General features: G+C 66.7%; 21 protein-coding genes. 13 read left to right on the top strand and 8 right to left on the bottom strand.

Translation table 11 applies throughout. From position 1 onward, the window contains the following. The first annotated feature begins 77 nt into the window (after nt 1–77). The 3 genes from GcLGCM259_RS09925 to GcLGCM259_RS09935 all read left to right on the top strand — a co-directional run bounded on the left by GcLGCM259_RS09925 (nt 78) and on the right by GcLGCM259_RS09935 (nt 4,335). A complete protein-coding gene (locus GcLGCM259_RS09925; protein WP_175419389.1) occupies nt 78–1,541 on the top strand; it encodes an RNB domain-containing ribonuclease in 1,464 nt (487 codons plus the stop codon). Nucleotides 1,542–1,797: 256 nt separating this feature from the next. After that, nucleotides 1,798–3,369 carry a DEAD/DEAH box helicase gene (locus GcLGCM259_RS09930; RefSeq protein WP_138926516.1) on the top strand — a complete coding sequence of 524 codons (1,572 nt, stop codon included), beginning with the start codon at nt 1,798–1,800 and terminating at the stop codon, nt 3,367–3,369. Nucleotides 3,370–3,420: 51 nt separating this feature from the next. Then, entirely contained in the window at nt 3,421–4,335 is a 915-nt protein-coding gene (locus tag GcLGCM259_RS09935) for a DNA-methyltransferase (RefSeq protein ID WP_246049521.1), read from the top strand. Here the strand turns inward: GcLGCM259_RS09935 and GcLGCM259_RS09940 are convergent. Continuing rightward, nucleotides 4,290–5,135 carry a PHP domain-containing protein gene (locus GcLGCM259_RS09940; RefSeq protein ID WP_138177430.1) on the bottom strand — a complete coding sequence of 282 codons (846 nt, stop codon included), beginning with the start codon at nt 5,133–5,135 and terminating at the stop codon, nt 4,290–4,292. The two genes, GcLGCM259_RS09935 and GcLGCM259_RS09940, sit on opposite strands and share 46 nt — an antisense overlap. Before the next feature lie 65 nt (nt 5,136–5,200). Here GcLGCM259_RS09940 and GcLGCM259_RS09945 point away from each other — a divergent pair, with 65 nt between their 5' ends. After that, a complete protein-coding gene (locus GcLGCM259_RS09945) occupies nt 5,201–6,748 on the top strand; it encodes an aminopeptidase P family protein (protein ID WP_138926517.1) in 1,548 nt (515 codons plus the stop codon). Between the two features lie 131 nt (nt 6,749–6,879). Here the strand turns inward: GcLGCM259_RS09945 and GcLGCM259_RS09950 are convergent, their stop codons facing one another. Continuing rightward, entirely contained in the window at nt 6,880–7,812 is a 933-nt protein-coding gene (locus GcLGCM259_RS09950; protein WP_175419390.1) for a YflT domain-containing protein, read from the bottom strand. Between the two features lie 134 nt (nt 7,813–7,946). On the opposite strand from GcLGCM259_RS09950, the gene GcLGCM259_RS09955 reads away from it, so the two are divergent. The 4 genes from GcLGCM259_RS09955 (at nt 7,947) to GcLGCM259_RS09970 (ending at nt 12,538) form a co-directional block, all read left to right on the top strand. Next, nucleotides 7,947–9,197: a magnesium transporter MgtE N-terminal domain-containing protein gene (locus GcLGCM259_RS09955; protein ID WP_138177426.1), complete on the top strand. Its 1,251-nt coding sequence runs from the start codon at nt 7,947–7,949 to the stop codon at nt 9,195–9,197. Nucleotides 9,198–9,302: 105 nt separating this feature from the next. Further along, entirely contained in the window at nt 9,303–9,911 is a 609-nt protein-coding gene (locus tag GcLGCM259_RS09960) for a DUF1003 domain-containing protein (RefSeq protein WP_138926518.1), read from the top strand. Continuing rightward, the gene (locus GcLGCM259_RS09965) at nt 9,908–11,011 is read left to right on the top strand and encodes an Mrp/NBP35 family ATP-binding protein (RefSeq protein WP_138926519.1); all 1,104 of its coding nucleotides are present in this window, start codon (nt 9,908–9,910) and stop codon (nt 11,009–11,011) included. Before GcLGCM259_RS09960 ends, GcLGCM259_RS09965 begins: the two co-directional genes overlap by 4 nt. A 153-nt stretch (nt 11,012–11,164) precedes the next feature. Further along, nucleotides 11,165–12,538 carry an 8-oxoguanine deaminase gene (locus tag GcLGCM259_RS09970; protein ID WP_138926520.1) on the top strand — a complete coding sequence of 458 codons (1,374 nt, stop codon included), beginning with the start codon at nt 11,165–11,167 and terminating at the stop codon, nt 12,536–12,538. A gap of 130 nt (nt 12,539–12,668) precedes the next feature. Here GcLGCM259_RS09970 and GcLGCM259_RS09975 read toward each other — a convergent pair whose 3' ends face one another. Further along, the gene (locus GcLGCM259_RS09975) at nt 12,669–13,052 is read right to left on the bottom strand and encodes a sec-independent translocase (protein WP_138177418.1); all 384 of its coding nucleotides are present in this window, start codon (nt 13,050–13,052) and stop codon (nt 12,669–12,671) included. 74 nt (nt 13,053–13,126) lie between these two features. Continuing rightward, nucleotides 13,127–13,678 carry a sigma-70 family RNA polymerase sigma factor gene (locus tag GcLGCM259_RS09980; protein ID WP_138177616.1) on the bottom strand — a complete coding sequence of 184 codons (552 nt, stop codon included), beginning with the start codon at nt 13,676–13,678 and terminating at the stop codon, nt 13,127–13,129. A gap of 269 nt (nt 13,679–13,947) precedes the next feature. Here GcLGCM259_RS09980 and GcLGCM259_RS09985 point away from each other — a divergent pair, with 269 nt between their 5' ends. Further along, the gene (locus tag GcLGCM259_RS09985) at nt 13,948–14,592 is read left to right on the top strand and encodes an O-methyltransferase (protein WP_138177416.1); all 645 of its coding nucleotides are present in this window, start codon (nt 13,948–13,950) and stop codon (nt 14,590–14,592) included. 102 nt (nt 14,593–14,694) lie between these two features. On the opposite strand, the gene GcLGCM259_RS09990 is transcribed toward GcLGCM259_RS09985, so the two are convergent. The 3 genes from GcLGCM259_RS09990 to GcLGCM259_RS10000 form a co-directional block, all read right to left on the bottom strand. Next, entirely contained in the window at nt 14,695–14,862 is a 168-nt protein-coding gene (locus GcLGCM259_RS09990; protein ID WP_138177414.1) for a DUF3117 domain-containing protein, read from the bottom strand. Nucleotides 14,863–14,993: 131 nt separating this feature from the next. Continuing rightward, nucleotides 14,994–15,341: a DivIVA domain-containing protein gene (locus GcLGCM259_RS09995; protein WP_138177412.1), complete on the bottom strand. Its 348-nt coding sequence runs from the start codon at nt 15,339–15,341 to the stop codon at nt 14,994–14,996. Then, nucleotides 15,341–16,123, bottom strand: coding sequence for an LOG family protein (locus tag GcLGCM259_RS10000; protein ID WP_138926521.1), 783 nt, complete (start codon nt 16,121–16,123; stop codon nt 15,341–15,343). The genes GcLGCM259_RS09995 and GcLGCM259_RS10000 overlap by 1 nt, the downstream gene beginning before the upstream one ends. A gap of 363 nt (nt 16,124–16,486) precedes the next feature. Here GcLGCM259_RS10000 and GcLGCM259_RS10005 point away from each other — a divergent pair, with 363 nt between their 5' ends. From GcLGCM259_RS10005 to GcLGCM259_RS10020, 4 genes are all read left to right on the top strand, one after another. Further along, entirely contained in the window at nt 16,487–17,260 is a 774-nt protein-coding gene (locus GcLGCM259_RS10005; protein WP_054821282.1) for an amino acid ABC transporter ATP-binding protein, read from the top strand. A 33-nt stretch (nt 17,261–17,293) separates the two neighbouring features. Beyond that, the gene (locus GcLGCM259_RS10010) at nt 17,294–18,139 is read left to right on the top strand and encodes a glutamate ABC transporter substrate-binding protein (protein WP_054821281.1); all 846 of its coding nucleotides are present in this window, start codon (nt 17,294–17,296) and stop codon (nt 18,137–18,139) included. Nucleotides 18,140–18,237: 98 nt separating this feature from the next. Continuing rightward, on the top strand, nt 18,238–18,918 hold the full coding sequence (locus GcLGCM259_RS10015) for an amino acid ABC transporter permease (RefSeq protein WP_054821280.1): 681 nt from the start codon (nt 18,238–18,240) through the stop codon (nt 18,916–18,918). Further along, nucleotides 18,915–19,811 carry an amino acid ABC transporter permease gene (locus GcLGCM259_RS10020; protein WP_138926522.1) on the top strand — a complete coding sequence of 299 codons (897 nt, stop codon included), beginning with the start codon at nt 18,915–18,917 and terminating at the stop codon, nt 19,809–19,811. The genes GcLGCM259_RS10015 and GcLGCM259_RS10020 overlap by 4 nt, the downstream gene beginning before the upstream one ends. Before the next feature lie 135 nt (nt 19,812–19,946). Here GcLGCM259_RS10020 and dapE read toward each other — a convergent pair whose 3' ends face one another. Then, a complete protein-coding gene (gene dapE, locus GcLGCM259_RS10025; protein ID WP_138177407.1) occupies nt 19,947–21,023 on the bottom strand; it encodes a succinyl-diaminopimelate desuccinylase in 1,077 nt (358 codons plus the stop codon). Nucleotides 21,024–21,083: the final 60 nt, after the last annotated feature.

The following is a 21,083-nucleotide window of genomic DNA, read 5'->3' on the forward strand; positions in this document are numbered from 1 at the left end:
CCCCGCCGCGTTCCGCGCGCCGGGGGCCACCGGCGTTTTCCATGACTGGCACCAGCGCCGGTGATTATGCTGGGCTTGTGTTCAATCGTCAGGTCCAAGTCCCCGCCCCTGTCCGCAGCACCACCCTGCAACAGCTGCTTGAGCAGCTGGAGGGTGAGTTCCAGCTGCCCGGGCCCTTCAGCGCCCCGGTGCTCGCCGCCGCCGAACGCGCTGTGGCCGAACTGGCCCCGGCCCCCGAAGATCACACCGATCTGCCCTTCTTCACCCTGGACCCGGCCACCTCCACCGACCTGGACCAGGCCATGCACCTGAGTGAAACCGCCACCGGGTACCGTATCCACTACGCCATCGCCGATGTGCCGGCCCTGGTGGAGCTGGGCGGTGTGCTGGACGCCGCCACCCGCCAACGCGGGCAGACGATCTACCTGCCGCACCGGCGCATCCCGCTGCATCCCGAGGTGATTGGGGAGGATCACGGTTCGCTGCTGCCCGGGCGCCCCCGGCGGGCGTTCATCTGGGTGCTGGACCTGGACGCGGAGGGCCAACTGCGGCACACCGCCCTGCACCGCTCCATGATCCGCTCCCGGGCCAAGCGAGACTACCTCACCGCCCAGCAGCAGCTGGACGCCGGCGCCCCTGATGCGCAGCTGGTGCTGTTGCAGCGCATCGGCAGGTTGCGCATCAGCCAGGAGGCCCGCCGGCGCGGGGCCAGCCTGAACCTGCCCGAACAGGATGTTCAGGTCGACGCCCACGGCAACTACACGCTGGTCAGCCGCACTCCCCTGCCGGTGGAGGACTACAACGCCCAGATTTCACTGCTGACCGGGATGGCCGCCGCCGAGCTGATGTTGCAGCACAAGGTGGGGATCCTGCGCACCATGCCGCCGCCGCGGCCCGAGGACCTGGCCGAGTTCCGGATGCAAAGCCGGGTGCTGGGCCACCGCTGGGAGGAGCACCTGGACTACGGGCAGTTCCTGCGCACCCTGGATGTCTGCGACCCGGCCCAGCTGGTGCTCATGCATCGGGCGGCCGCGCTCTTCCGCGGCGCCGACTATCAGGTGATCAACGGCCAACCCGACACCGAGCTGGTGCAGGCGGCACTGGCCGCCCCCTACGCGCACGCCACCGCGCCGCTGCGCCGCCTGGTGGACCGTTTTGTGCTGCTCACCTGTCACCTGCTGTGCCGGCAGCGTCCCATCCCGCAGCCACTGCTGGAGGCCTTGGAAGAGTTGCCCGGGCTGATGCGCACCAGCTCCGCGGAGGCCGCAGCGGCCGGGCGGGCCAGCATCGCCCTGATCGAGGCCTGGGTGCTGCAGCACCGGGTGGGTGAGCACTTCGACGCGGTGGTGCTTACCGCCGCAACCGCCAATGGCCAGGGCAAGCTCCGTCCCGGACAGGTCCAGCTGCTCGGTGAGGCAATCACCGGATCCTTCACCGGCAGCGCTCCGGCCGCCAGCCTGGTCTCGGTGCGGCTGGAGGAGGCCGACCCGCTGACCCGGCGCTGCCGTTTCAGCCAGGTGGCGAGCAAAGTCACACCATGAGACGTCCGGGGGCAAAACCCGATATGCTAGAAGGACAAAGTTATTTAGGATGCCCGGTCGCGCCGCGCTAAACGAGAGACAACAGTTTTCGTGGTGACTTCCCAGCGGTCACCATCCCCCACCGCCACTACGTCGCGGTGGTGCATGTAGCGATCGGCTCCGCTGGACCGCGTTCCCCTGCCCGCCGGGACACCGTTCCCGGGCACCGTTCGCCGGAGGCCCAGGTCAGGCCGGGACGCCAACGTGAAACGAGAATATGGACATCGTGACTGACACGACCACCCAGGACGCCGCCGCGGCGCCTGAAGAAGCACCCAAGACGTTCGCCGACTTCAATGTGCGCCAGGACATTGTCGCCTCGCTCTCCGAAGCCGGCATCATTCACCCCTTCCCGATCCAGTCGCTGACCCTGCCGGTCGCGCTGGCCGGCAATGACATCATCGGCCAGGCCAAGACCGGCACCGGCAAGACCCTGGGCTTCGGTATCCCCGCGCTGCAGCGCGTGGTGCGCGAATCCGATGAGGGCTACGAACGCCTGGAATTCCCCGGCGCCCCGCAGGCACTGATCGTGGCCCCCACCCGCGAACTGGCCCTGCAGGTCTCCGCGGACCTGGCCCAGGCCTCCCGGCACGCCGGCGTCCGGGTCACCACCATTTACGGTGGGCGTCCCTATGAGGAGCAGATCGCGGCCCTGAAGGCCGGCACCGACGTGGTGGTGGGCACCCCCGGGCGCCTGATCGACCTGAACCGCCAGCGCGTGCTGAACCTGAAGCAGATCGCCACCGTCGTGCTGGACGAGGCCGACGAAATGCTGGATCTGGGCTTCCTGCCCGACGTGGAGCGCATCCTGGCCGCCCTGCCCCCGGTACGCCAGGCGATGCTGTTCTCCGCCACCATGCCCGGCCCGGTGATCACCATGGCCCGGCGCTACATGTCCCGTCCCATGCACATCCGTGCCGCGGATCCGGGCGACGACTCGATCACCAAGCGCAACATCCGCCAGCTGGTGTACCGCGCCCACTCGCTGGACAAGGACGAGATGGTCGCCCGCCTGCTGCAGGCCGAGGGCCGCGGCAAGACGATCATCTTCACCCAGACCAAGCGGTCGGCCGCCAAGCTCTCCGATGAGCTGATCGACCGCGGCTTCAACGCCGGGGCCCTGCACGGGGACCTGGGCCAGGGAGCGCGCGAACAGGCGCTGAAGGCGTTCCGCTCCGGCAAGGTTGAGATCCTGGTGGCCACCGATGTGGCCGCCCGCGGCATCGACGTGGACGACGTCACCCACGTGGTGAACCTGCAGTGCCCGGATGACGAGAACACCTACCTGCACCGCGTGGGGCGCACCGGACGCGCCGGGAACACCGGCATCGCGGTGACCTTCGTGGACTGGGACTCGGTGCCGCGCTGGTCGCTGATCAACAAGGCGCTGGGGCTGAACGTGCCCGAGCCGGTGGAAACCTACTCCTCCTCCCCGCACTTCTTCGCCGACCTGAACATCCCCAAGGGCACCAAGGGACGCCTGCCGCGGGCCAAGCAGACCACCGCCGACGGCGGGGAGCCGCGCCGCGCCCGCTCCGAGGGCTCGCGCAACTCCTCGCGCAACCGCCAGCGCACCCGCCGCGAGGACACCTCCGGCAACCCGCGCGCTGCCGAGGGTGCGGACCGGCACGGGCATTCCAAGGGCAAGCAGGACCGCCCGGCCCGGGAGGCCGAACGCCACCGCGAAACCCGGGACGCGAACCAGGAAGAGGGGCGCACCGCCCCGCGCCGGCGCCGTACCCGCCGCCGCACCCGCAGCCAGGACTCGGCTCCCCGGCAGGACGACTAGCCTGCCGGACTCAGGCAGCAGCAACGCTTTGATGGAAGGAACACCGCGCACGTGACACTGCCGACGCTCGATGCACACCCACCGCTCTTCGACCCGGCCGGGCCGAACACGGTGGTGCACGGCGATAACCAGCATGTGCTCGGCCTGCTGCCCGACGCCAGCTTCTCCCTGATCTACGTCGACCCGCCGTTCAACACCGGACGCAAGCAGACCCGCGCGGCGCGCACTACGGTGCGTGCCGCCGCCGGGGAAGGCGACCGGATTGGCTTCAAGGGCCTGGACTACATCACCGAGCTGGGCCAGGCGCGCTCCTACCAGGACCGCTTCGATGACTATCTGAGCTTCATCGCCCCGCGCCTGGTTCAGGCGCACCGGCTGCTGGCGGAGGACGGCACCTTGTACGTGCACCTGGACTACCGTGAGGTGCACTATGTCAAGGTGCTGCTCGATGAGATCTTCGGCCGCGATTGCTTCCTGAACGAACTGATCTGGGCGTATGACTATGGGGCGCGCACCAACCGGCGCTGGCCCTCCAAGCACGACACCATCCTGGTGTATGTGAAGAACCCCAAGGCCTACCATTTCGACTCCACCGAGGTGGACCGCGAACCCTATATGGCTCCCGGGCTGGTGACCCCGGAAAAACGTGAACGCGGCAAGCTGCCCACCGACGTGTGGTGGCACACCATCGTTTCGCCCACCGGCAGGGAAAAGACCGGCTACCCCACCCAGAAGCCCGAGGGCATCCTGCGCCGGATCATCACCGCGTCCTCGCGCCCCGATGACTGGGTGCTGGACTTCTTCGCCGGTTCGGGCACCACCGGCGCGGTGGCCGCGAAGCTTGGACGCCGCTTCCTGCTGGTGGACCAGAACCCGCAGGCCATTGAGGTCATGCAGTCCCGCCTGGGCGAGCGAACCCGCTACATTGAGGCCGGGGAGCCGGTGCCGGCGGACAAGATCCGCTGAAGCATCTGCGGGTCGGTGCTGTTCTCCCCCAGCCGGTTCGGCTTGCCCGCCCCGTGATAGTCCGAGGACCCGGTGATGATCAGGTCATGGCGCTGGGCCAACTCGCGCAGGAACTTGCGCCCGGGCTCGGAATTGTCCCGGTGGTCAATCTCCAGGCCGGCCAGCCCCGCCTCAATCAGCTCCTCGAAGTCCTCCGGGGGCACCACTCGTCCGCGGGCCGAGGCCATCGGGTGGGCGAAGACCGGAACCCCGCCGGCCTCGCGCACCAGGCGCACGGCGTCCACCGGGTACACCGCCGGGTGGGAGACGTAGTAGCGCGACCGGGAGGAGAGCATGCTGGCGAAGGCCTCTTCCCGGGTGCCGACCACCCCGGCGGTGACCAGCGCGTCGGCGATGTGCGGGCGGCCCACCGTGGTGCCCGGCTGGGTGTGTTCCTGGACCAGCTCCCAACTGATCGGGTAGTCCTCCGAGAGCAGCCCCACGATCCGCTGCGCCCGGTACTCGCGGGCGGTGCGGGTGACCTCCAGTTCATCAAGCAACGGCTTGTAGGTCGGGTCATGCAGGTAACTGAGCAGGTGCACGCTGATCCCGGTGCGCGAATGGCAGGTGATCTCCATCCCCGGCACGAACCCGATCCCGCGTTCCACGGCCCGCGCCCGCGCCTCGTGCCACCCGGTGGTCTGGTCGTGGTCGGTCAGCGCCACCACGTCCAGCCCCGCCGCCACCGCCGAATCAATCAACTGGCCCGGAGGTTCGGTGCCATCGGAAATATTCGAATGGGCGTGCAGGTCGATCAGCATGGCTCTAGACTATCCGGTCGCCGCGCGCTTTGTGCGCACCGGCGGCAGGTGAGAATATGGGAACTATGACCACTGATGCATCGAACACCCCCGGCAACGATCAACCACTGGAAGACCGCGTCAACAACCGCTCGCAGCGACCCACCTCGCGGGCCTTCAAGGAATTCATGGCCTCGAACTGGGCACCGGACACCTCCGAGCTGCCCGACGCCGATGAGGCCGCCAGCTATGCCGCGCAGCGCCGCAAGGCCCTGTCCGAGCGCTTCCCGGGTGAGCGCCTGGTCATCCCGGCCGGGCCGCTGAAGGTGCGCAGCAACGACACCGACTACCGTTTCCGCCCGCACTCGGCCTTCGCCCACCTGACCGGGCTGGGTGTGGACCATGAGCCGGATGCCGTGCTGATCCTGGAACCCACCGACAAGGGCGCCGGGGATGAAGGCGGCAACCACAGCGCCACCTTGTACTTCGCCCCCATGGCCGGACGGGACTCCACCGAGTTCTACCTGAACTCGCGGTCCGGGGAATTCTGGATCGGCCCGCGCCCCACGCTGTCCAAGATGTCCGCCCGCACCGGCATGCCCACCGAGGGGCTGGAGCAGCTGGAAATGGCGATCACCAAGAACTCCGGCCCCCAGGCCCTGGGCGGCATCCGCATCCGCCTGGTGCGCGAGGTCGATTTGAACGTCGAGGCCCTGGTGGACACCTCCCGCATCAACACCGGCCAGGACCTTCAGGCCTCCGACGCCCTGGACAACGAGCTGGCCGAATTCGTCTCCGAACTGCGTCTGGTCAAGGACGAGTACGAGATCAAGGAACTGAAGCACTCGGTAGCCGCCACCATTGAGGGGTTCGAGGACGTGGTGCGCAGCCTGGACAAGGCCATCGCCCACCAGCGCGGGGAACGCATCGTCGAAGGCGCCTTCTTCGCCCGCGCCCGGGCCGAGGGCAACGAACTGGGCTACGACACCATCGCCGCCAGCGGCAACAACGCCACCATCCTGCACTGGATCCGCAACAACGGGACCGTGCGCGAGGGCGAAGTGCTGCTGCTGGACGCCGGGGTGGAAGCCGATTCGCTGTACACCGCCGACATCACCCGCTCACTGCCGGTCTCGGGCAAGTTCACCGACGTGCAGCGCAAGATCTATCAGGCCGTGCTGGATGCCGCCGACGCCGCATTCGCCGCGGTGAAGCCGGGCCTGAAGTTCCGCGACCTGCACAACATCGCCACCCGCGTGCTGGCCGAGAACCTGGACTCCTGGGGCCTGCTGCCGGTGCCGCTGGAGGAGGCGCTCTCCCCCGAGGGGCAGCACCACCGCCGCTGGATGCCGCACGGCACCAGTCACCACCTGGGACTGGATGTGCACGACTGCGCTCAGGCCCGCGCGGAACTCTACCTGGACGCCGAGCTGCAGGAGGGCATGGTCTTCACTATCGAGCCGGGCCTGTACTTCAAGAACGAGGACCTGGCGATCCCCGAGGAGTACCGCGGCATCGGGGTGCGCATCGAGGATGACATCCTGGTCACCGCCGAGGGCGGGGTGAACCTCTCGGCGGCGCTGCCGCGCGACCCGGATGAGGTTGAGGCCTGGATGTCCAAGCTGCGCGGCTAAGCCGGCCGGCGCGACGCCAGGGCAGGACAGAGAAAAGCGGTGGGCCACGGAAGAATTCCTTCCGTGGCCCACCGCTTTGTCTTTCACCGGCAACCGGGTCGCACGCCGTGGTGCGCGCCGGTGTCCGGCAGCTAGCGTCCCTCGTTCTGCGGTCCGCTGCCCGGGGTGCCCGGTTCCCCCGGATGTCCTGGGTTACCCGGGTGCTTGGATTCGGGCTGTGGCTCGCCGCTGGGGGTTGCCTCGTTTTCCGGGCGGATCACCACCGGTTCGGCCTGGCTCTCGTCGCGTTCACCGGGCTCGGTGTGCTGCGGGGCCTGGCCTTCCGGGTGCTGCTCCTGGCCGGACTGCTGCTCGGCGCCGGGCGCGGCCTGCGGCTGATTCACCCGCACCCCGTAGCGCGGGCGCCCATCGGGCAAATCCGGGAAGGTGCCGCTGGGACCGGAGGACGGGGCCTGCGGTTCGGCCGGGGCACCAGGGGCCGCCGCGGTGGCCCCGGTGGAGGCCGGAGGGTTCTGCGGCGCCGACGGCTGGGCGGCCGGCGGCTGGGCGGCCGGGGCCTGTGCCACCGGGGCGTGGCCCGGGTGCATTGGCAGCTTCGAGGCCAGGGCGCGGGCCTTCTGCGCGTTGGCGAAGTCCACCACCACGTCATAGCTGGTGGCCACAAACTGGCTGGAGGAGGCGAAGTCGCGCTTGCCGCGGCGCATCGAATAGCTGACCACCCCGGCGATCATCCAGATCGCCATGCCCAGCCCGATCGCCGAAAGGATCTGGTAGAGCCCGCCGTCCGGACTGAACAGGGACAACAGCAGGCCCACGAAGAAGCCCATCATCGCGCCCTGCGCGGCACCGGCCAACGCCACCTTCGGGTAGGAGAGCTTGGCGGTGACCCGTTCCACGGTGCGCAGGTCATTGCCCACAATGGTGACCGAGGAGACCGGGAAGTCATTGTCGGCCAGATAGTCCACCAGTTTCTGGGCATCAAGGTATGAGGTGTAGCGGCCTAGCAGTTCGCCCCGCGGCAAACCCCCGGCACTTTGCATATTGGCTCCAAGCGGCTGGGTCATACCTATATTGTGCATGCATTTGCTGTGCAAACCCCCATATGGTGCCCAGCTATCGCTGAGGGTGAAAGCTTCACGCCGGGCAATCGCATCACAATTGCCCCCGTTGCACCAGCTGACCGCGATACGCTGGGGTGGTGAGCTCCACTGTTTCCAAGATCTTCGTTGCCCGCCTGCTGGGGCTGGACGTCTTTGACCCCCTCGGCGACCGGCTGGGCCGGCTGCGCGATGTGGTCGTGGTCTCCCGCGGGCCCAAGAAGTCAGAATCCTGTGTGGGCGTGGTCGTCGAGGTCCCGGGCAAGCGCCGGGTCTTCGTGCCGATGACCCGCATCCAGTCCATGGAGGCGAACCAGATCATCTGTTCCGGGCTGGTGAACATGCGCCGCTTCCAGCAGCGCGGGGCCGAAACCCTCATCGCCGCGGAAATCTTCGACCGCAAGATCGCCTTCCGGGACGGCACCGGGCACGGCGTGGTCGAAGACGTGGGCCTGATCCAGACCCGGATGGGCGACTGGGAGGTCAACGAGTACTTCGTGCAGCGCGCCGAACCGGGCTCCAGCCTGCTGGGCCTGCGCCGCAACCGGCGCCACCGGGTGCTGGTCTCCTGGGAGCAGGTGATCCCGGTCGGCGCCCACGAGCCACAATCCGCGGACACGTTCGTCGCGGCCCACGATGAGATGAAGCCGGCGGACTTCGCCGACGCGCTGCATGAGATGAACGCCAAGCGCCGCCTGGAGATCGCCGCCCACCTGCAGGATGACCGGCTGGCCGATGTGCTGCAGGAAATGCCGGACCGCGAACAGGTCCAGATCCTCTCCGCCCTGGGCCTGGAGCGTGCCGCGGACGTGCTGGAGGAGATGGACCCGGATGACGCCGCGGACCTGCTTGGTGAACTGAACGAGGACACCAAGGTCCAGCTGCTGGACATGATGAGCAAGGAGGAGGCCGATGACGTGCGCCGCCTGCTGGCCTACCCCGAAGGCACCGCCGGCTCGGTGATGACCCCGGTGCCGGTGATCCTCACCCCCGAATCCACGGTGGCCGAGGCGCTGGCCGCCGTGCGCCGCGAGGAGCTCTCCCCCGCCCTGGCCTCGGCCGTCTACGTGGTGCGCCCGCCCTTGGAGACCCCCACCGGCAAGTACCTGGGAGCCGTGCACATCCAGGCGCTGCTGCGTGCCGCTCCCCCGGAGCCGCTGGGTGACATCCTGGACAAGGAGCTGGAACCCATCCCGGACAACGCCAGCGTCTCGGAGGTCGTGCGCCACCTGGCCACCTACAACCTCACCTCGTTGGGCGTGGTCAACTCCGATGGCCGCCTGGTGGGGGCGATCACCGTGGATGACGTCCTGGACCACCTGCTGCCCGAGGACTGGCGCAGCCAGCACTAGACCACGCTTGGCCCGGTGCCGCCCCGGCCCGGGAACCGCACGCACACCGTCCGAACCGGTGCCGCCGCAGCGCGGACCGCGTTCCCGATCGAAGGAGCAACACGCATGCCAGAGCAGCGTCAGGCCACCGGCCTGGACACCCCGATGTCGGCCCGCGCCAGGCTGTTGCCCCGATTCAGCCCGAACCCGGACGCCTTCGGCTCCACCACCGAAAAGTTCGCCCGCTTCATGGGCACCCCGCAGTTCCTGGTCTACATGACCATCTTCTGCGCGTTCTGGCTCATCTGGAACACCTGGGCCCCGGCCGGTTGGCGCTTTGACTCGGCCGCGCTGGGTTTCACCGCGCTGACCCTGATGCTCTCCCTGCAGGCCTCCTACGCCGCCCCGCTGCTGCTGTTGGCCCAGAACCGGCAGGATGACCGCGACCGGGTCTCGCTCACCGAGGACCGGGCCCGGGCCGAACGCAACCTGTACGACATCGAATACCTCACCCGTGAGCTGGCCAGCCTGCGCCTGGCCATGCAGGATGTGGCCACCCGCGACTATGTGCGCTCCGAACTGCGCAACGTGCTGGAGGAGCTGCTGGAAACCAGCGAGGGTGAGGAGCTGCACCTGCGGGCGAAGAACCCGCGCCGCAAGCCGGCCCAGCACACCGGCCTGATCCCGCAAATCGACCAGGGCCCCGGCCCGCATGAGAGCCAAGGTGGCAAGTGAGCACGAACGAGCAGCTGCGCACCGCATTGTCCAAGGTCATCGACCCGGAACTGCGCAAATCCATCACCGAACTGAACATGGTCCCCCACGCCAGCGTGGAGGGGAACACCGCGCGGGTGACCGTGCTGCTGACCATCGCCGGCTGCCCGATGCGCTCCACCATCGAGGCCGACGTGCGCGCCGCGGCGCTCAGCGTGCCGGGGATCAGCCAGGTGGACCTTGAGCTGGGCGTCATGAGCCCGGAACAGCGCAAGGAACTGCGCGACTCGCTGGCCGGACGGCGCACCCCGTTCTCCGACCCGAACTCCCTGACCCGGGTCATTGCCGTGGCCAGCGGCAAGGGCGGGGTCGGCAAGAGCTCAATCACCGCCAACCTGGCCGCGGCGATGGCCGCGGACGGGCTGAAGGTCGGGTTGATCGACGCTGACGTGTACGGGTTCTCCATCCCGGCGCTGATGGGCACCAGGCAGAACCCGACCCGGGTCGATGAGATGATCCTGCCGCCGGTCGCCCACGGGGTGAAGGTGATCTCCATCGGCATGTTCCTGGATTCAAACCAGCCGGTAATCTGGCGCGGACCGATGTTGCACCGGGCGCTGGAGCAGTTCCTGTCCGACGTGTACTTCGGGGACCTGGACGTGCTGCTGCTGGATCTGCCCCCGGGCACCGGGGACATCGCCATCTCGGTCTCCCAGCTGCTGCCGAACTCGCAGCTGCTGGTGGTCACCACCCCGCAGTCCACCGCCACCCAGGTGGCCGAGCGGGCCGGCACCATCTCCCTGCAGACCCAGCAGAAGGTCATCGGCGTGGTGGAGAACATGAGCTACCTGCAGCTGCCGGACGGCACACGCATGGAAATCTTCGGCTCCGGCGGCGGCCAGGTGCTCAGCGACTCGCTGGGTGAACAGCTGGGCTACCCGGTGCCGCTGCTGGGGCAGCTGCCGTTGGAGGAATCCCTGCGCGAGGGTTCGGACGCCGGGGTGCCGGTGGTGCTCTCTGACCCGGACGCGGAGGTGTCCCGGCGGCTGCGGCAGATCTCCCGCACCCTGGTGCACCGGCCCCGTGGCCTGGCCGGGCGCTCGCTGCCGCTAAACGTGTAGTCCGCGGCCGGTCACGGGGTGGACCGGCATCGCGCAGCGTCTTGCCCCGGCGCCGCGGCGCTGCTAATGTCCTAAGCACGCTGCGGCGTCCTGGATCAGCAGACAGGCAAACTGAGCTGGCATTTTACTTTTTCAACGAAAGGAATGTCGGCCATGCCGCACCCGAGCACCCTTTGGATCAAAAACCCGCAAGGCATCCTCAGCGACACCGATGCCGGCAACGGCATCGTCGTCCGGGACAATCTGATCATTGAACTGGTCCCCTGCGGGGCGCAGCCCACCACCGCGTATACCGAGGTCTTTGACGCGGCCAACCATGTGCTCACGCCGGGGTTGGTCAACACGCACCACCACTTCTACCAAACCCTGACCCGCGCCTGGGGACCGGCGGCCAACGCCCCGCTCTTCCCGTGGCTGCAGAACCTCTACCGGGTGTGGGCGCGGCTGACCCCACAAGCCCTGGACGCCGCGGTGCGGGTGGCGCTGGCAGAACTGCTGCTCTCGGGCTGCACCACCGCCGCCGACCACCACTACCTCTTCCCGGCGGGCATGGATGAATCCATTGACATTGAGGTCGCCGCGGTGCGGGACTTTGGGATGCGCGCCACCTTGACCCGCGGGTCGATGACGCTGGGAGAGGATGACGGAGGGCTGCCGCCCCAGTCCACGGTGCAGGAGCTGGATGTGGTGCTGGCCGACAGCCAGCGGCTGATCGAGGCCTACCACGAGCCCGGGGAGGGCGCCACGATCCAGATCGCCCTGGCCCCCTGCTCCCCGTTCTCGGTGACCACCCAGGCCATGAGCGAAAGCGCGCGCCTGGCCGGGCACTACGGGGTGCGCCTGCACACGCACCTGGCCGAAACCCTGGATGAGGAGGAGTTCTGCCTGAGCCGGTTCGGGCTGCGGCCACTGGACTACCTGGACAGCGTGGGCTGGCTGGGAGCGCACACGTGGCTGGGGCACGGCATCCACTTCAATGACGCCGAGATCCGCCAGCTGGGCGCGGCGGGCACCGCCGTGACCCACTGCGCCACCTCGAACATGCGCCTGTCCTCGGGCATTGCCCGGGTGCTGGAGCTTGAGCAGGCCGGGGTCCCGGTTGGGCTGGGCGTGGATGGTTCGGCCTCCAACGACGGCTCGAACATGATCCTGGAGGCCCGTCAGGCCCTGTACCTGCAGCGGCTGCGCTACGGGGCGGACGTACCGGTGGAACGCGCGCTGCGCTGGGCCACCGAGGGGTCGGCGCGGGTGCTGGGACGCCGGGACATTGGCCGCATCGCGGTGGGCCAGCAGGCGGACCTGGCGTTCTTCAAGACCGATGAGCTGCGCTTCTCGGGCAGCCAGGACCCGTTGGCCGCCCTGCTGCTGTGCGGTGCGGACAAGGCCGACCGGGTCATGGTCGCCGGGCGGTGGCGGGTGCTGGACGGTGCCATCCCGGGACTGGACCTGCCGGCGCTGATCCATGAGCACCGCCGCCACGCGCGGGCGCTGGTGGATTTGTCCACCCCGGTAATCCAGTACAGCTAGCCGTTCTCCGGCCGGATGCCGGTTCGCCCTTTACCGGCAGCGAACCGGTGTCGGGCTTTAGGAACAAGTAATCCCCTGCTGCCGGGCCATACCGGGGCAGGGGATTGTGTTGTTGGAGGAAGCCTCCAGGCTAGGTGGCCTCGTCGTCGAAGGGGGCCGGCTCCCCCGGGGCCAGGCGGTCGGTGGCCGCCGGGGCCACGGATTTGCGGATCGGGGCGGCCGGGGCGGATTTTGCGGCGGTGACCGCCTCATCGAATTCATCGACCAGGGCTTCCTTGATGATCCGCCGCGGGTCGTACTGACGCGGATCCAGTTTCTTCCAGTCCATGTCGGCGACTTCGTCGCCCACTTCCTCCCGCAGCTGCTCCCTGGCCCCGTTGGCCATGCGGCGCAGTTCCTTGACCAGGTTCGCCAGTTTCCGGGCGTACTCGGGAAGCTTTTCGGGGCCCAAGATCACCACCGCGAGAATCGCCAAAACGACGAACTCGCTACCGTTGATACCTGCAAACTCCACGATAGAAAGATTACCCTGTCATCTGGGCATCGGCCTAAGCGCGCTGCCGTGTCGAGAGCCGGTGCCCCGGCGTGCTAGCTGGCGCTAGGCATGATCTTGCCGGCGATGCGCGGCAGCGAAACCGTCAGCGGGGCCTTGGTGTTGGCGGGGTTGCGGTGTGCCAGCGCATCACGCAGCATCGCCCGTCCACGGTGGATGCGTGAGCGCACCGTGCCCAGTTTCACGTTCAGGGCGTTGGCGACTTCCTCGTAGGAGTACCCCTCAAGGTCACACAGGACGATCGCGGCTCGGAACTCCGGCGGCAACGCCTTCAGGGCGTTGTGCACGTCCACATCCAGGTTGTTCAGTTCAAAGCCGCGTTCGGGGCCCGGCGCGGTGCCTTCCAAACGGTCCTCGGCCCCTTCGGCGAAACGGTCGAAGCGGATCTTGGAGCGGCGGCGCGCCCCGTCCAGGAACAGGTTGGTGGTGATGCGGTGCAGCCAGCCGCCCAGGGTGCCCGGAGTGTAGTTCTCCAGGCCCTTGAAGGCGCGCACGAACGCTTCCTGGGACAGGTCCTCCGCGTCCTGGCGGTTACCGGTCAGCCGGTAGGCCAGGCGGAAGATGCGATCCCCATGTTCGCGCACCATGGCATCCCACGTGGGTGCGGGATCGGCGGGGGCGGCGAGTTCGTTGCGTGTAGTGCTCACGTATTAAGTCTCGGCTCTCCAGCTGAGCACAAGCTAAGAATCCACTGCGCTGAAGCCGTCAGTCGTCCTTGGGCAGCACGCCCCGACCCGGATAAGCCACTGCGGGGAACGCCCGCGGTCGCATCAGCGCCGGGACTTCAAGGTTCTGTGACAAAGAGCGCTACGATGGACGGTGGCCGCCATTTTCATGGAATGAGGAACGCACCCACATGCCGTCGATGAACACCGAGTTGTTTGCCAGCTGGACCCATGCCCAGAACGCCGTGACCGAAGATGAGGTCATGACCCGCGCCCGGGAGCGCGGCAGCGAACTGGGAGCGCACACCATCGACCCGGCCGGCGCGTCCATCCTTCAGCTGCTGTCCAATCTTTACAGCCCCCGCAACGCGGTGCAGATCGGTGCCGGGGTCGGGGTCGCCTCCCTGTCGATCCTGCGCGGCATGGGAACCAACGGCACCCTGACCGTGATCGAAAGCGACCTGGAGAACGTGGGGGCGCTGCGCGAGGCGCTGCGCGAGGACCGGGTGCTGGGCGCCCGGGCGCGCATCATCACCGAACGCGCCGCCACGGTACTGGGCCGGCTCACCGATCGCGCGTACGACATGGTGCTGATCGATGCCGAGCACGAGAACCTGCTGGACTACGTCGCCGAGGCCAAGCGCCTGATCGGCAAGCGCGGGGTCATCATCATCTGCAACGCCTTTGACGAGCACCGCCTGGCCAAGCCGGCCGTGCGCAAGGCCTCCACGGTGGCCATGCGTGATGCCATGCGGATGCTGCGCGAGGACCCGAACCTGCTGTGCCACCTGCTGCCCACCGAGCAGGGCTTGTTCATCGCGGCAGCCAAGCACTAGTACGTCCGTAGGACGCAGGAGGAACGGGGCCGCCCGCCGCGGCTGGTCCGCGACGGGCTGGTGACAGACCAAAGGGCCGGCGAATGCCGGCCCTGAGAATCCTTATTCAGTGACGTTTACCAGACAATTACGCAGCTCGGTGGCCTCATCTGCATTCAATTCGACCACCAGGCGACCGCCGCCATCGATGGGCAGGCGCAGGATCAAGCTTCGGCCTTCCTTGGTGACTTCCATTGGCCCATCACCGGTGCGTGGCTTCATCGCCGCCATGTACGTTGTTCCCTTCGTCAGTGACCGGAACGTTCAACCGCATACCGGTTCAACGCCCGAGCCGTCCTATAGTCCGCTCAATCAGCTGGGATTACCTTGTTGATTTGGAGACTCTATACTCTCCATTATTCCTAATTTTCGCCCGTGTCGCTAATCACACGCCGCGACTCGATGTCATGAATCTTATTCTCCAGCCGGTTGATGCGCGCAGCGAGCTGATCCAGAACGTCGTCCACCTGGTCGCACCGGTAGCCGCGCAGCCCAATGGAAAAACGCACCGCATCCACGTCGCGGGCCGAGGGTTCATCGGGCAGCAGCACCGGCGGCAGTGACGCCTCGGGCTCAATCAGGCCGGCCACCGGTTCGCGCGGCACCTCGAAGCGCCGCCCCGCGGAGCGTGCCGGATGGCGCAGCGCACTGAGGTAGAACGCCGCCGCACCACACAGCACAATCGCCAGCGCCACCAGCAGGAAGGACATCAGATCTCTTCCGAGTTATGCGAGGAGTTTGCATCAATCAGCGCGCTGATCACCACGTCAACCGCTTCGTCCGGGTCATCGGTGAGGGTGAACAGGTTCAGGTCCTTCGGCGAGATGCAGCGCTCCTCGGCCACCACGTTCGTCAGCCAGTCGACCATGCCGCCCCAGTAGTCCTTCCCCACCAGCACGATGGGGAAGCTGGTGATCTTCTCGGTCTGGACCAGGGTCAGCGCCTCGAAGAGCTCATCCAGGGTTCCAAAGCCGCCGGGCAACACGATGAAGCCCTGGGAGTACTTCACGAACATCGTCTTGCGCACGAAGAAGTAGCGGAAGTTGATTCCCTTGTTCACCCACTGGTTCAGTCCGGTTTCGAAGGGCAGCTCAATGCCCAGCCCCACCGAGACTCCCCCGGCGTCGCTCGCGCCGCGGTTCGCCGCCCCCATGATGCCCGGGCCCCCGCCGGTGATGGTGATCAGTCCGGCTTCGGCCAGGCGGCGTCCGATGCGCTCTGCCTGTTGGTAGTAGGGGCTGTCTTCCCCGGTGCGGGCCGAACCAAAAACGGAGACGGCCGGGCCGATCCCCGCCAGGGTGCCGAAGCCGGAGACGAACTCGCTTTGAATCCGCAGCACGCGCCACACGTCATTGTGGGTGAAGTCCTCCTGCGGCCCGGAAAGCAGGTAGCGGTCCAGCTGCATGCCCGGAGTCTTGCCGGGCCACGAGGCTTCGACGTGCAGTTTTCTGCCGGCTCGTGCGTTTTGTTCACTCTTGCTTTTGTGGGCCATGACTTCACTCTATCCGTCCCGCCACCACTATGGGCTGCTTCATTGCATCCTGTTAGCGAACAAATGACGCCCTTGCTCCCGATCCGGCGCCACACCCCTACCCCAGGGCAGGTGCCTCCGCACCCACTCCGCTGCTGGCGGATGCCTTCACCGCCCTTGGCAGCTCAGACTGGGTTCACCTTGCGTGAATCGCTCGGACCATAGGCACGCAAGGAGCCTGCCCGGGCACCGGCCTGGTCACGCCTTTGCACTCCGAATTTGCGCCATTCCCGCTGCGACGTGCGCGTTACCGTTTGGTAACAACTTCTGGACGAGTGTGATTCGTATCGCGTTACCCCGGTCACATGGGCTAATGTCTAATCTATGAAAAGAGATCCTGCGACTCAATCTTCATATGACGGCCCGATTGTTCAGCTGACCACGGTCAACAAGCATTACGGTGCCCTGCATGTCTTGAACGACATCAACCTTGAAGTTACCAAGGGCGAAGTAGTCGTGATCCTCGGTCCGTCGGGCTCAGGGAAGTCGACCCTGTGCCGTGCCATCAACCGCTTAGAAACAATCGATGACGGCACGATCAAGATCGATGGCAAGACCCTGCCCGAAGAGGGCAAGGCCCTGGCCAACCTGCGGGCCGATGTCGGGATGGTTTTCCAGTCCTTCAACTTGTTTGCACACAAGACGATTCTGGAGAACGTCACCCTGGGCCCGATCAAGGTCAAGGGCATGAAGAAGTCCGAAGCCGAGAAGCTGGCCATGCAGCTGCTTGAACGGGTGGGAGTAGCCAACCAGGCCAACAAGCTGCCGGCCCAGCTCTCCGGCGGCCAGCAGCAGCGTGTGGCCATCGCCCGCGCACTGGCCATGCGCCCGAAGGTCATGCTCTTTGATGAGCCGACCAGTGCGCTGGACCCGGAAATGATCAACGAGGTGCTGGACACCATGGTCACCCTGGCCAAGGAGGGGATGACCATGCTGGTGGTCACCCACGAAATGGGCTTCGCCCGCAAGGCCGCGGACCGGGTGATCTTCATGGCTGACGGAAAGATCGTCGAACAGGCCGCACCGAACGACTTCTTCACCAACCCGCAAACCGACCGGGCCAAGGACTTCCTTGGCAAGCTCATCACCAACCACTGATACACACACCCGCATCACAAGTAGGAGAACATCATGCGTAAGACACGTTTCGGTTCGATTCTCGCCATGGCCGCGGTGGCAGGCCTGGCCCTGACCTCATGCGGCGGATCGGGCTCCGATGACGCCGGAAGCGGCGACGGTGGCGGCGAGAAGGTGCGCATCGGCATCAAGTTCGACCAACCGGGCCTGGGCTTCAAGGAAGGCGATGAGTACACCGGTTTTGACGTGGACGTCGCCAAGTACGTCGCCAAGGAGCTGGGCTACGACGAGGGCAACATCGAGTTCGTCTCCGCCCCCTCGGCCAACCGCGAAACCCTGCTGGAAACCAACCAGGTCGACATGATCTTCGCGACCTACACCATCAATGACGCCCGCAAGGAGCGCGTGGCCTTCGCCGGCCCGTACTTCGTGGCCGGCCAGGACCTGCTGGTGCGCACCGATGATTCCACGATCACGGGCAAGGACTCGCTCGATGGCAAGAACCTGTGCTCGGTCACTGGTTCCACCTCGGCCGAAAACGTGAAGAAGGACATCCCGGGCGTCAATCTGGTCGAGCAGCAGGGCTACGCCGACTGCCTGGGCCTGCTGGAGACCGGTGGGGTGGACGCGATCACCACCGATGACATCATCCTGGCTGGCTTGGCCGCCACCGAGGCGAACAAGGGCAAGTTCAAGGTCGTGGGCGCACCGTTCAGCGAAGAGCCCTACGGCGTGGGCCTGAACAAGGAAAACGACAAGTGCGAGGACATCAACACCGCCATCAAGAAAATGATCGATGAGGGCGAGTGGGAGAAGGCGCTGAACGCCAACACCGAAGGCACCGGCTACAAGCCGAACGCCGAGTTGAACCCGCCGACCGAATTCGAGGCCTGCAGCTAGTCAGGCCAGCGCACTAACGACGTGGTGCCGTGTTTCGGTTCGCACCGGGCACGGCACCACCGGTTTCCACCCCATCCACCGACCAAGGAGAACACGTCGTGGAAGGCTATTTAAGTCTTTGGGATGAGTACGGTGAGCGGATCCTGGAGTCCTTCTGGGCCAACCTGCAACTCACCTTCTGGGCCGCCTTGGCATCGCTGGTGCTGGGCACCTTGCTGGCCATCATGCGGATCAGCCCCATCCCCAGCCTGCGGGCCTTTGGCACCGCCTACGTCAACATCTTCCGAAACACCCCGCTGACCATCATCCTCACCTTCGGTGTGCTGGTGCTCTTTGGCGTTTTTGAGCTCAAGCTCAGCTCGGATTTCAACCTGAACTTCTTCCAGATCGCGATCATCGGCCTGAGCATCTACCATGCCGCGTTCTTCTGTGAAGCCATCCGCTCCGGGGTCAACACGGTGCCGCTGGGACAGGCCGAGGCGGCCCGCGCCATCGGGCTCAGCTTCCTGCCGGCGGCGCGCATCATCATCCTGCCCCAGGCGTTCCGCGGGGCGATCGCCCCGATGGGCAACGTGCTGATCGCACTGATCAAGAACACCACCGTGGCCATCGCCGGATCAGTCGCCGAAATTTCCGGGCTGATGAAGACGATGCTGGAGTACCGCGCCGACGTGGGCATCCTGATCTTCCTGACCGTGGCACTGATGTTCGTCATCGTCGTGCTGCCGATCGGAGCGCTGACCACCTGGCTGTCCAAGAAACTGGCGGTGGCACGATGAGCAACGCACAATCGGTTCTCTTCGATGCCCCGGGGCCCAAGGCGCGCCGGCGCATCATGGTCCTGAACATCATCGGCATCCTGCTGGCCCTGGCCCTGATCGGCTACATCCTGTACGTGATGAACAGCAAGGACCAGCTGAACCCCGAACGCTGGGCGGTCTTTGCCAAGGGTTCGATCTGGTCGAACTACGTGCTGCCGGGCCTGCTAAACACGCTGAAGGCCGCGGCGATCTCGATCGTGACCTCCCTGGTCTTTGGCTTCATCTTCGGCATGGGACGCCTGGCCCACAACAAGCTGATCAACTTCCTCAGCTCGGTGGTCGTGGAATTTTTCCGCGCCGTGCCGGTGCTGCTGATGATGCTGTTCCTGTGGATCATGCTAGCCCGGGCCGGCTGGGTTGAACCGGCCAGCTCACCGTTTGTCGCGGTCGTGATCGGGCTGACCCTTTACAACGGGTCCGTGGTGGCCGAACTGATTCGCTCCGGCGTGCATGGGCTGCCCAAGGGCCAGCGTGAGGCGGGCATCGCCATCGGGCTGACCCGTGGCCAGTCGCTGCGCCTGATCGAGATCCCGCAGGCGCTGACCGCGATGCTGCCGGCACTGATCAGCCAGTTCATCGTGATCCTGAAGGACTCGGCGCTGGGCTACATCATCAACTTCAACGAACTGCTGTTCAACTCGAAGCTGGTGGGTACCGGCAACTCGAACATGCTGCAGGCGCTGGTGATCTGTGCGCTGATCTTCATCCTGCTGAACTTCGCCCTGTCGAAGCTGGCGGAGATCGTCTCCCGCCGGCTGAGCAGCCGGGTTCCGCGGGACAAGAAGGCGGCCCCGGCACCCAGTGCCACCATGCCGCCGGATGTGGGGATCCCGGCCGCGGGAAACAACTAGGGATGAGGGGCCTGCCCCTTGCCACTCCCCCGAATAGCACTGCAGCGCCGGCGATGGAACACCCATCGCCGGCGCTGCAGTTTTTTCGTGCCCGGCGCCAGGGCCTGTCCGTAAAGGCCCGTAACGCTTCCGGCGCTACTCCTGGAGCCAGCTGCGCAGCGCCTGGGCGCAACGCCGGATGGCCTCCAGGGGCACGTGCTCATCATCGGTGTGGGCCAACAGCGCGTCCCCGGGACCGAAGTTCACGGCCGGGATGCCCATGGCCGAGAACCGGGCCACATCCGTCCAGCCGTACTTGGGTTTGGGCTCCTGGCCCACGGCGGCCACCAGTGAGGCGGCGATCGGCTGGTCCAGGCCCGGGGTGGCCCCCAGCGCCCCGTCGGTGCGCTCCACCTCAAAGCCCTCCATCAGCTCCCGCACCACGGCCTCGGCCTGCTCCACGGTCTTGTCCGGGGCAAAGCGGTAGTTCACGCTCACCTCACACAGGTCCGGGATCACGTTGCCGGCGATGCCGCCGCTGATCCGCACGGCGCTCAGCGACTCCCGGAAGGCCAGGCCCTGCACGTCCACGGTCTGGGCCTGGTAGTCGGCCAGGCGCTGCAGGATCGGGGCGGCGGCGTGGATCGCGTTCTGCCCCATCCAGGCGCGCGCAGAGTGCGCCGCCCGGCCGTGGGTGCGCACGATGAAGCGGCTGGTGCCGTTGCAGCCGCCCTCCACCGTGCCGTTGGTGGGTTCCAGGAGGATCGCGAAGTCCGCGGCCAGCAGGTGCGGGGCCTCGCGCTGCAGCCGGCCCAGTCCGGACTTGGCCGCTTCCACCTCCTCATGGTCATAGAAGATGTAGGTGATGTCGTGGGTTGGGTTGCGCAAGGCGGCAGCCAGGTGCAGCTGCACCGCCACCCCGCCCTTCATGTCGGTGGCGCCGCGCCCGTAGAGCACCCCATCGATTTCGCGCGCGGGCACGCCGCCGCGGGCCAGCGGGTCGGTGGGCAACGGGACCGTGTCCAGGTGTCCGGCCAGCACGACCCGGCGTTCCCGGCCCAGGTTGGTGCGCGCCACGATCGCATCCCCGTATCGGTGCAGTTCCAGGTGCGGGCAGGCTTCGAGGGCGCGGTGAATCGCATCGGCCAGGGCGCGCTCATTGCCGGAGACCGATTCCATGTCGATGAGTGTCGCGGTCAGCTGGGCGACATCCGCTTCCAGGTTCAATTCCATTGGGTTCAACCTACTCATTCCTGCTGCTCATTGCGTAATGGGAACGTCATTTGCCCACGA

This window comes from Glutamicibacter creatinolyticus (assembly GCF_006094275.1).
GTDB lineage: Bacteria > Actinomycetota > Actinomycetes > Actinomycetales > Micrococcaceae > Glutamicibacter > Glutamicibacter creatinolyticus.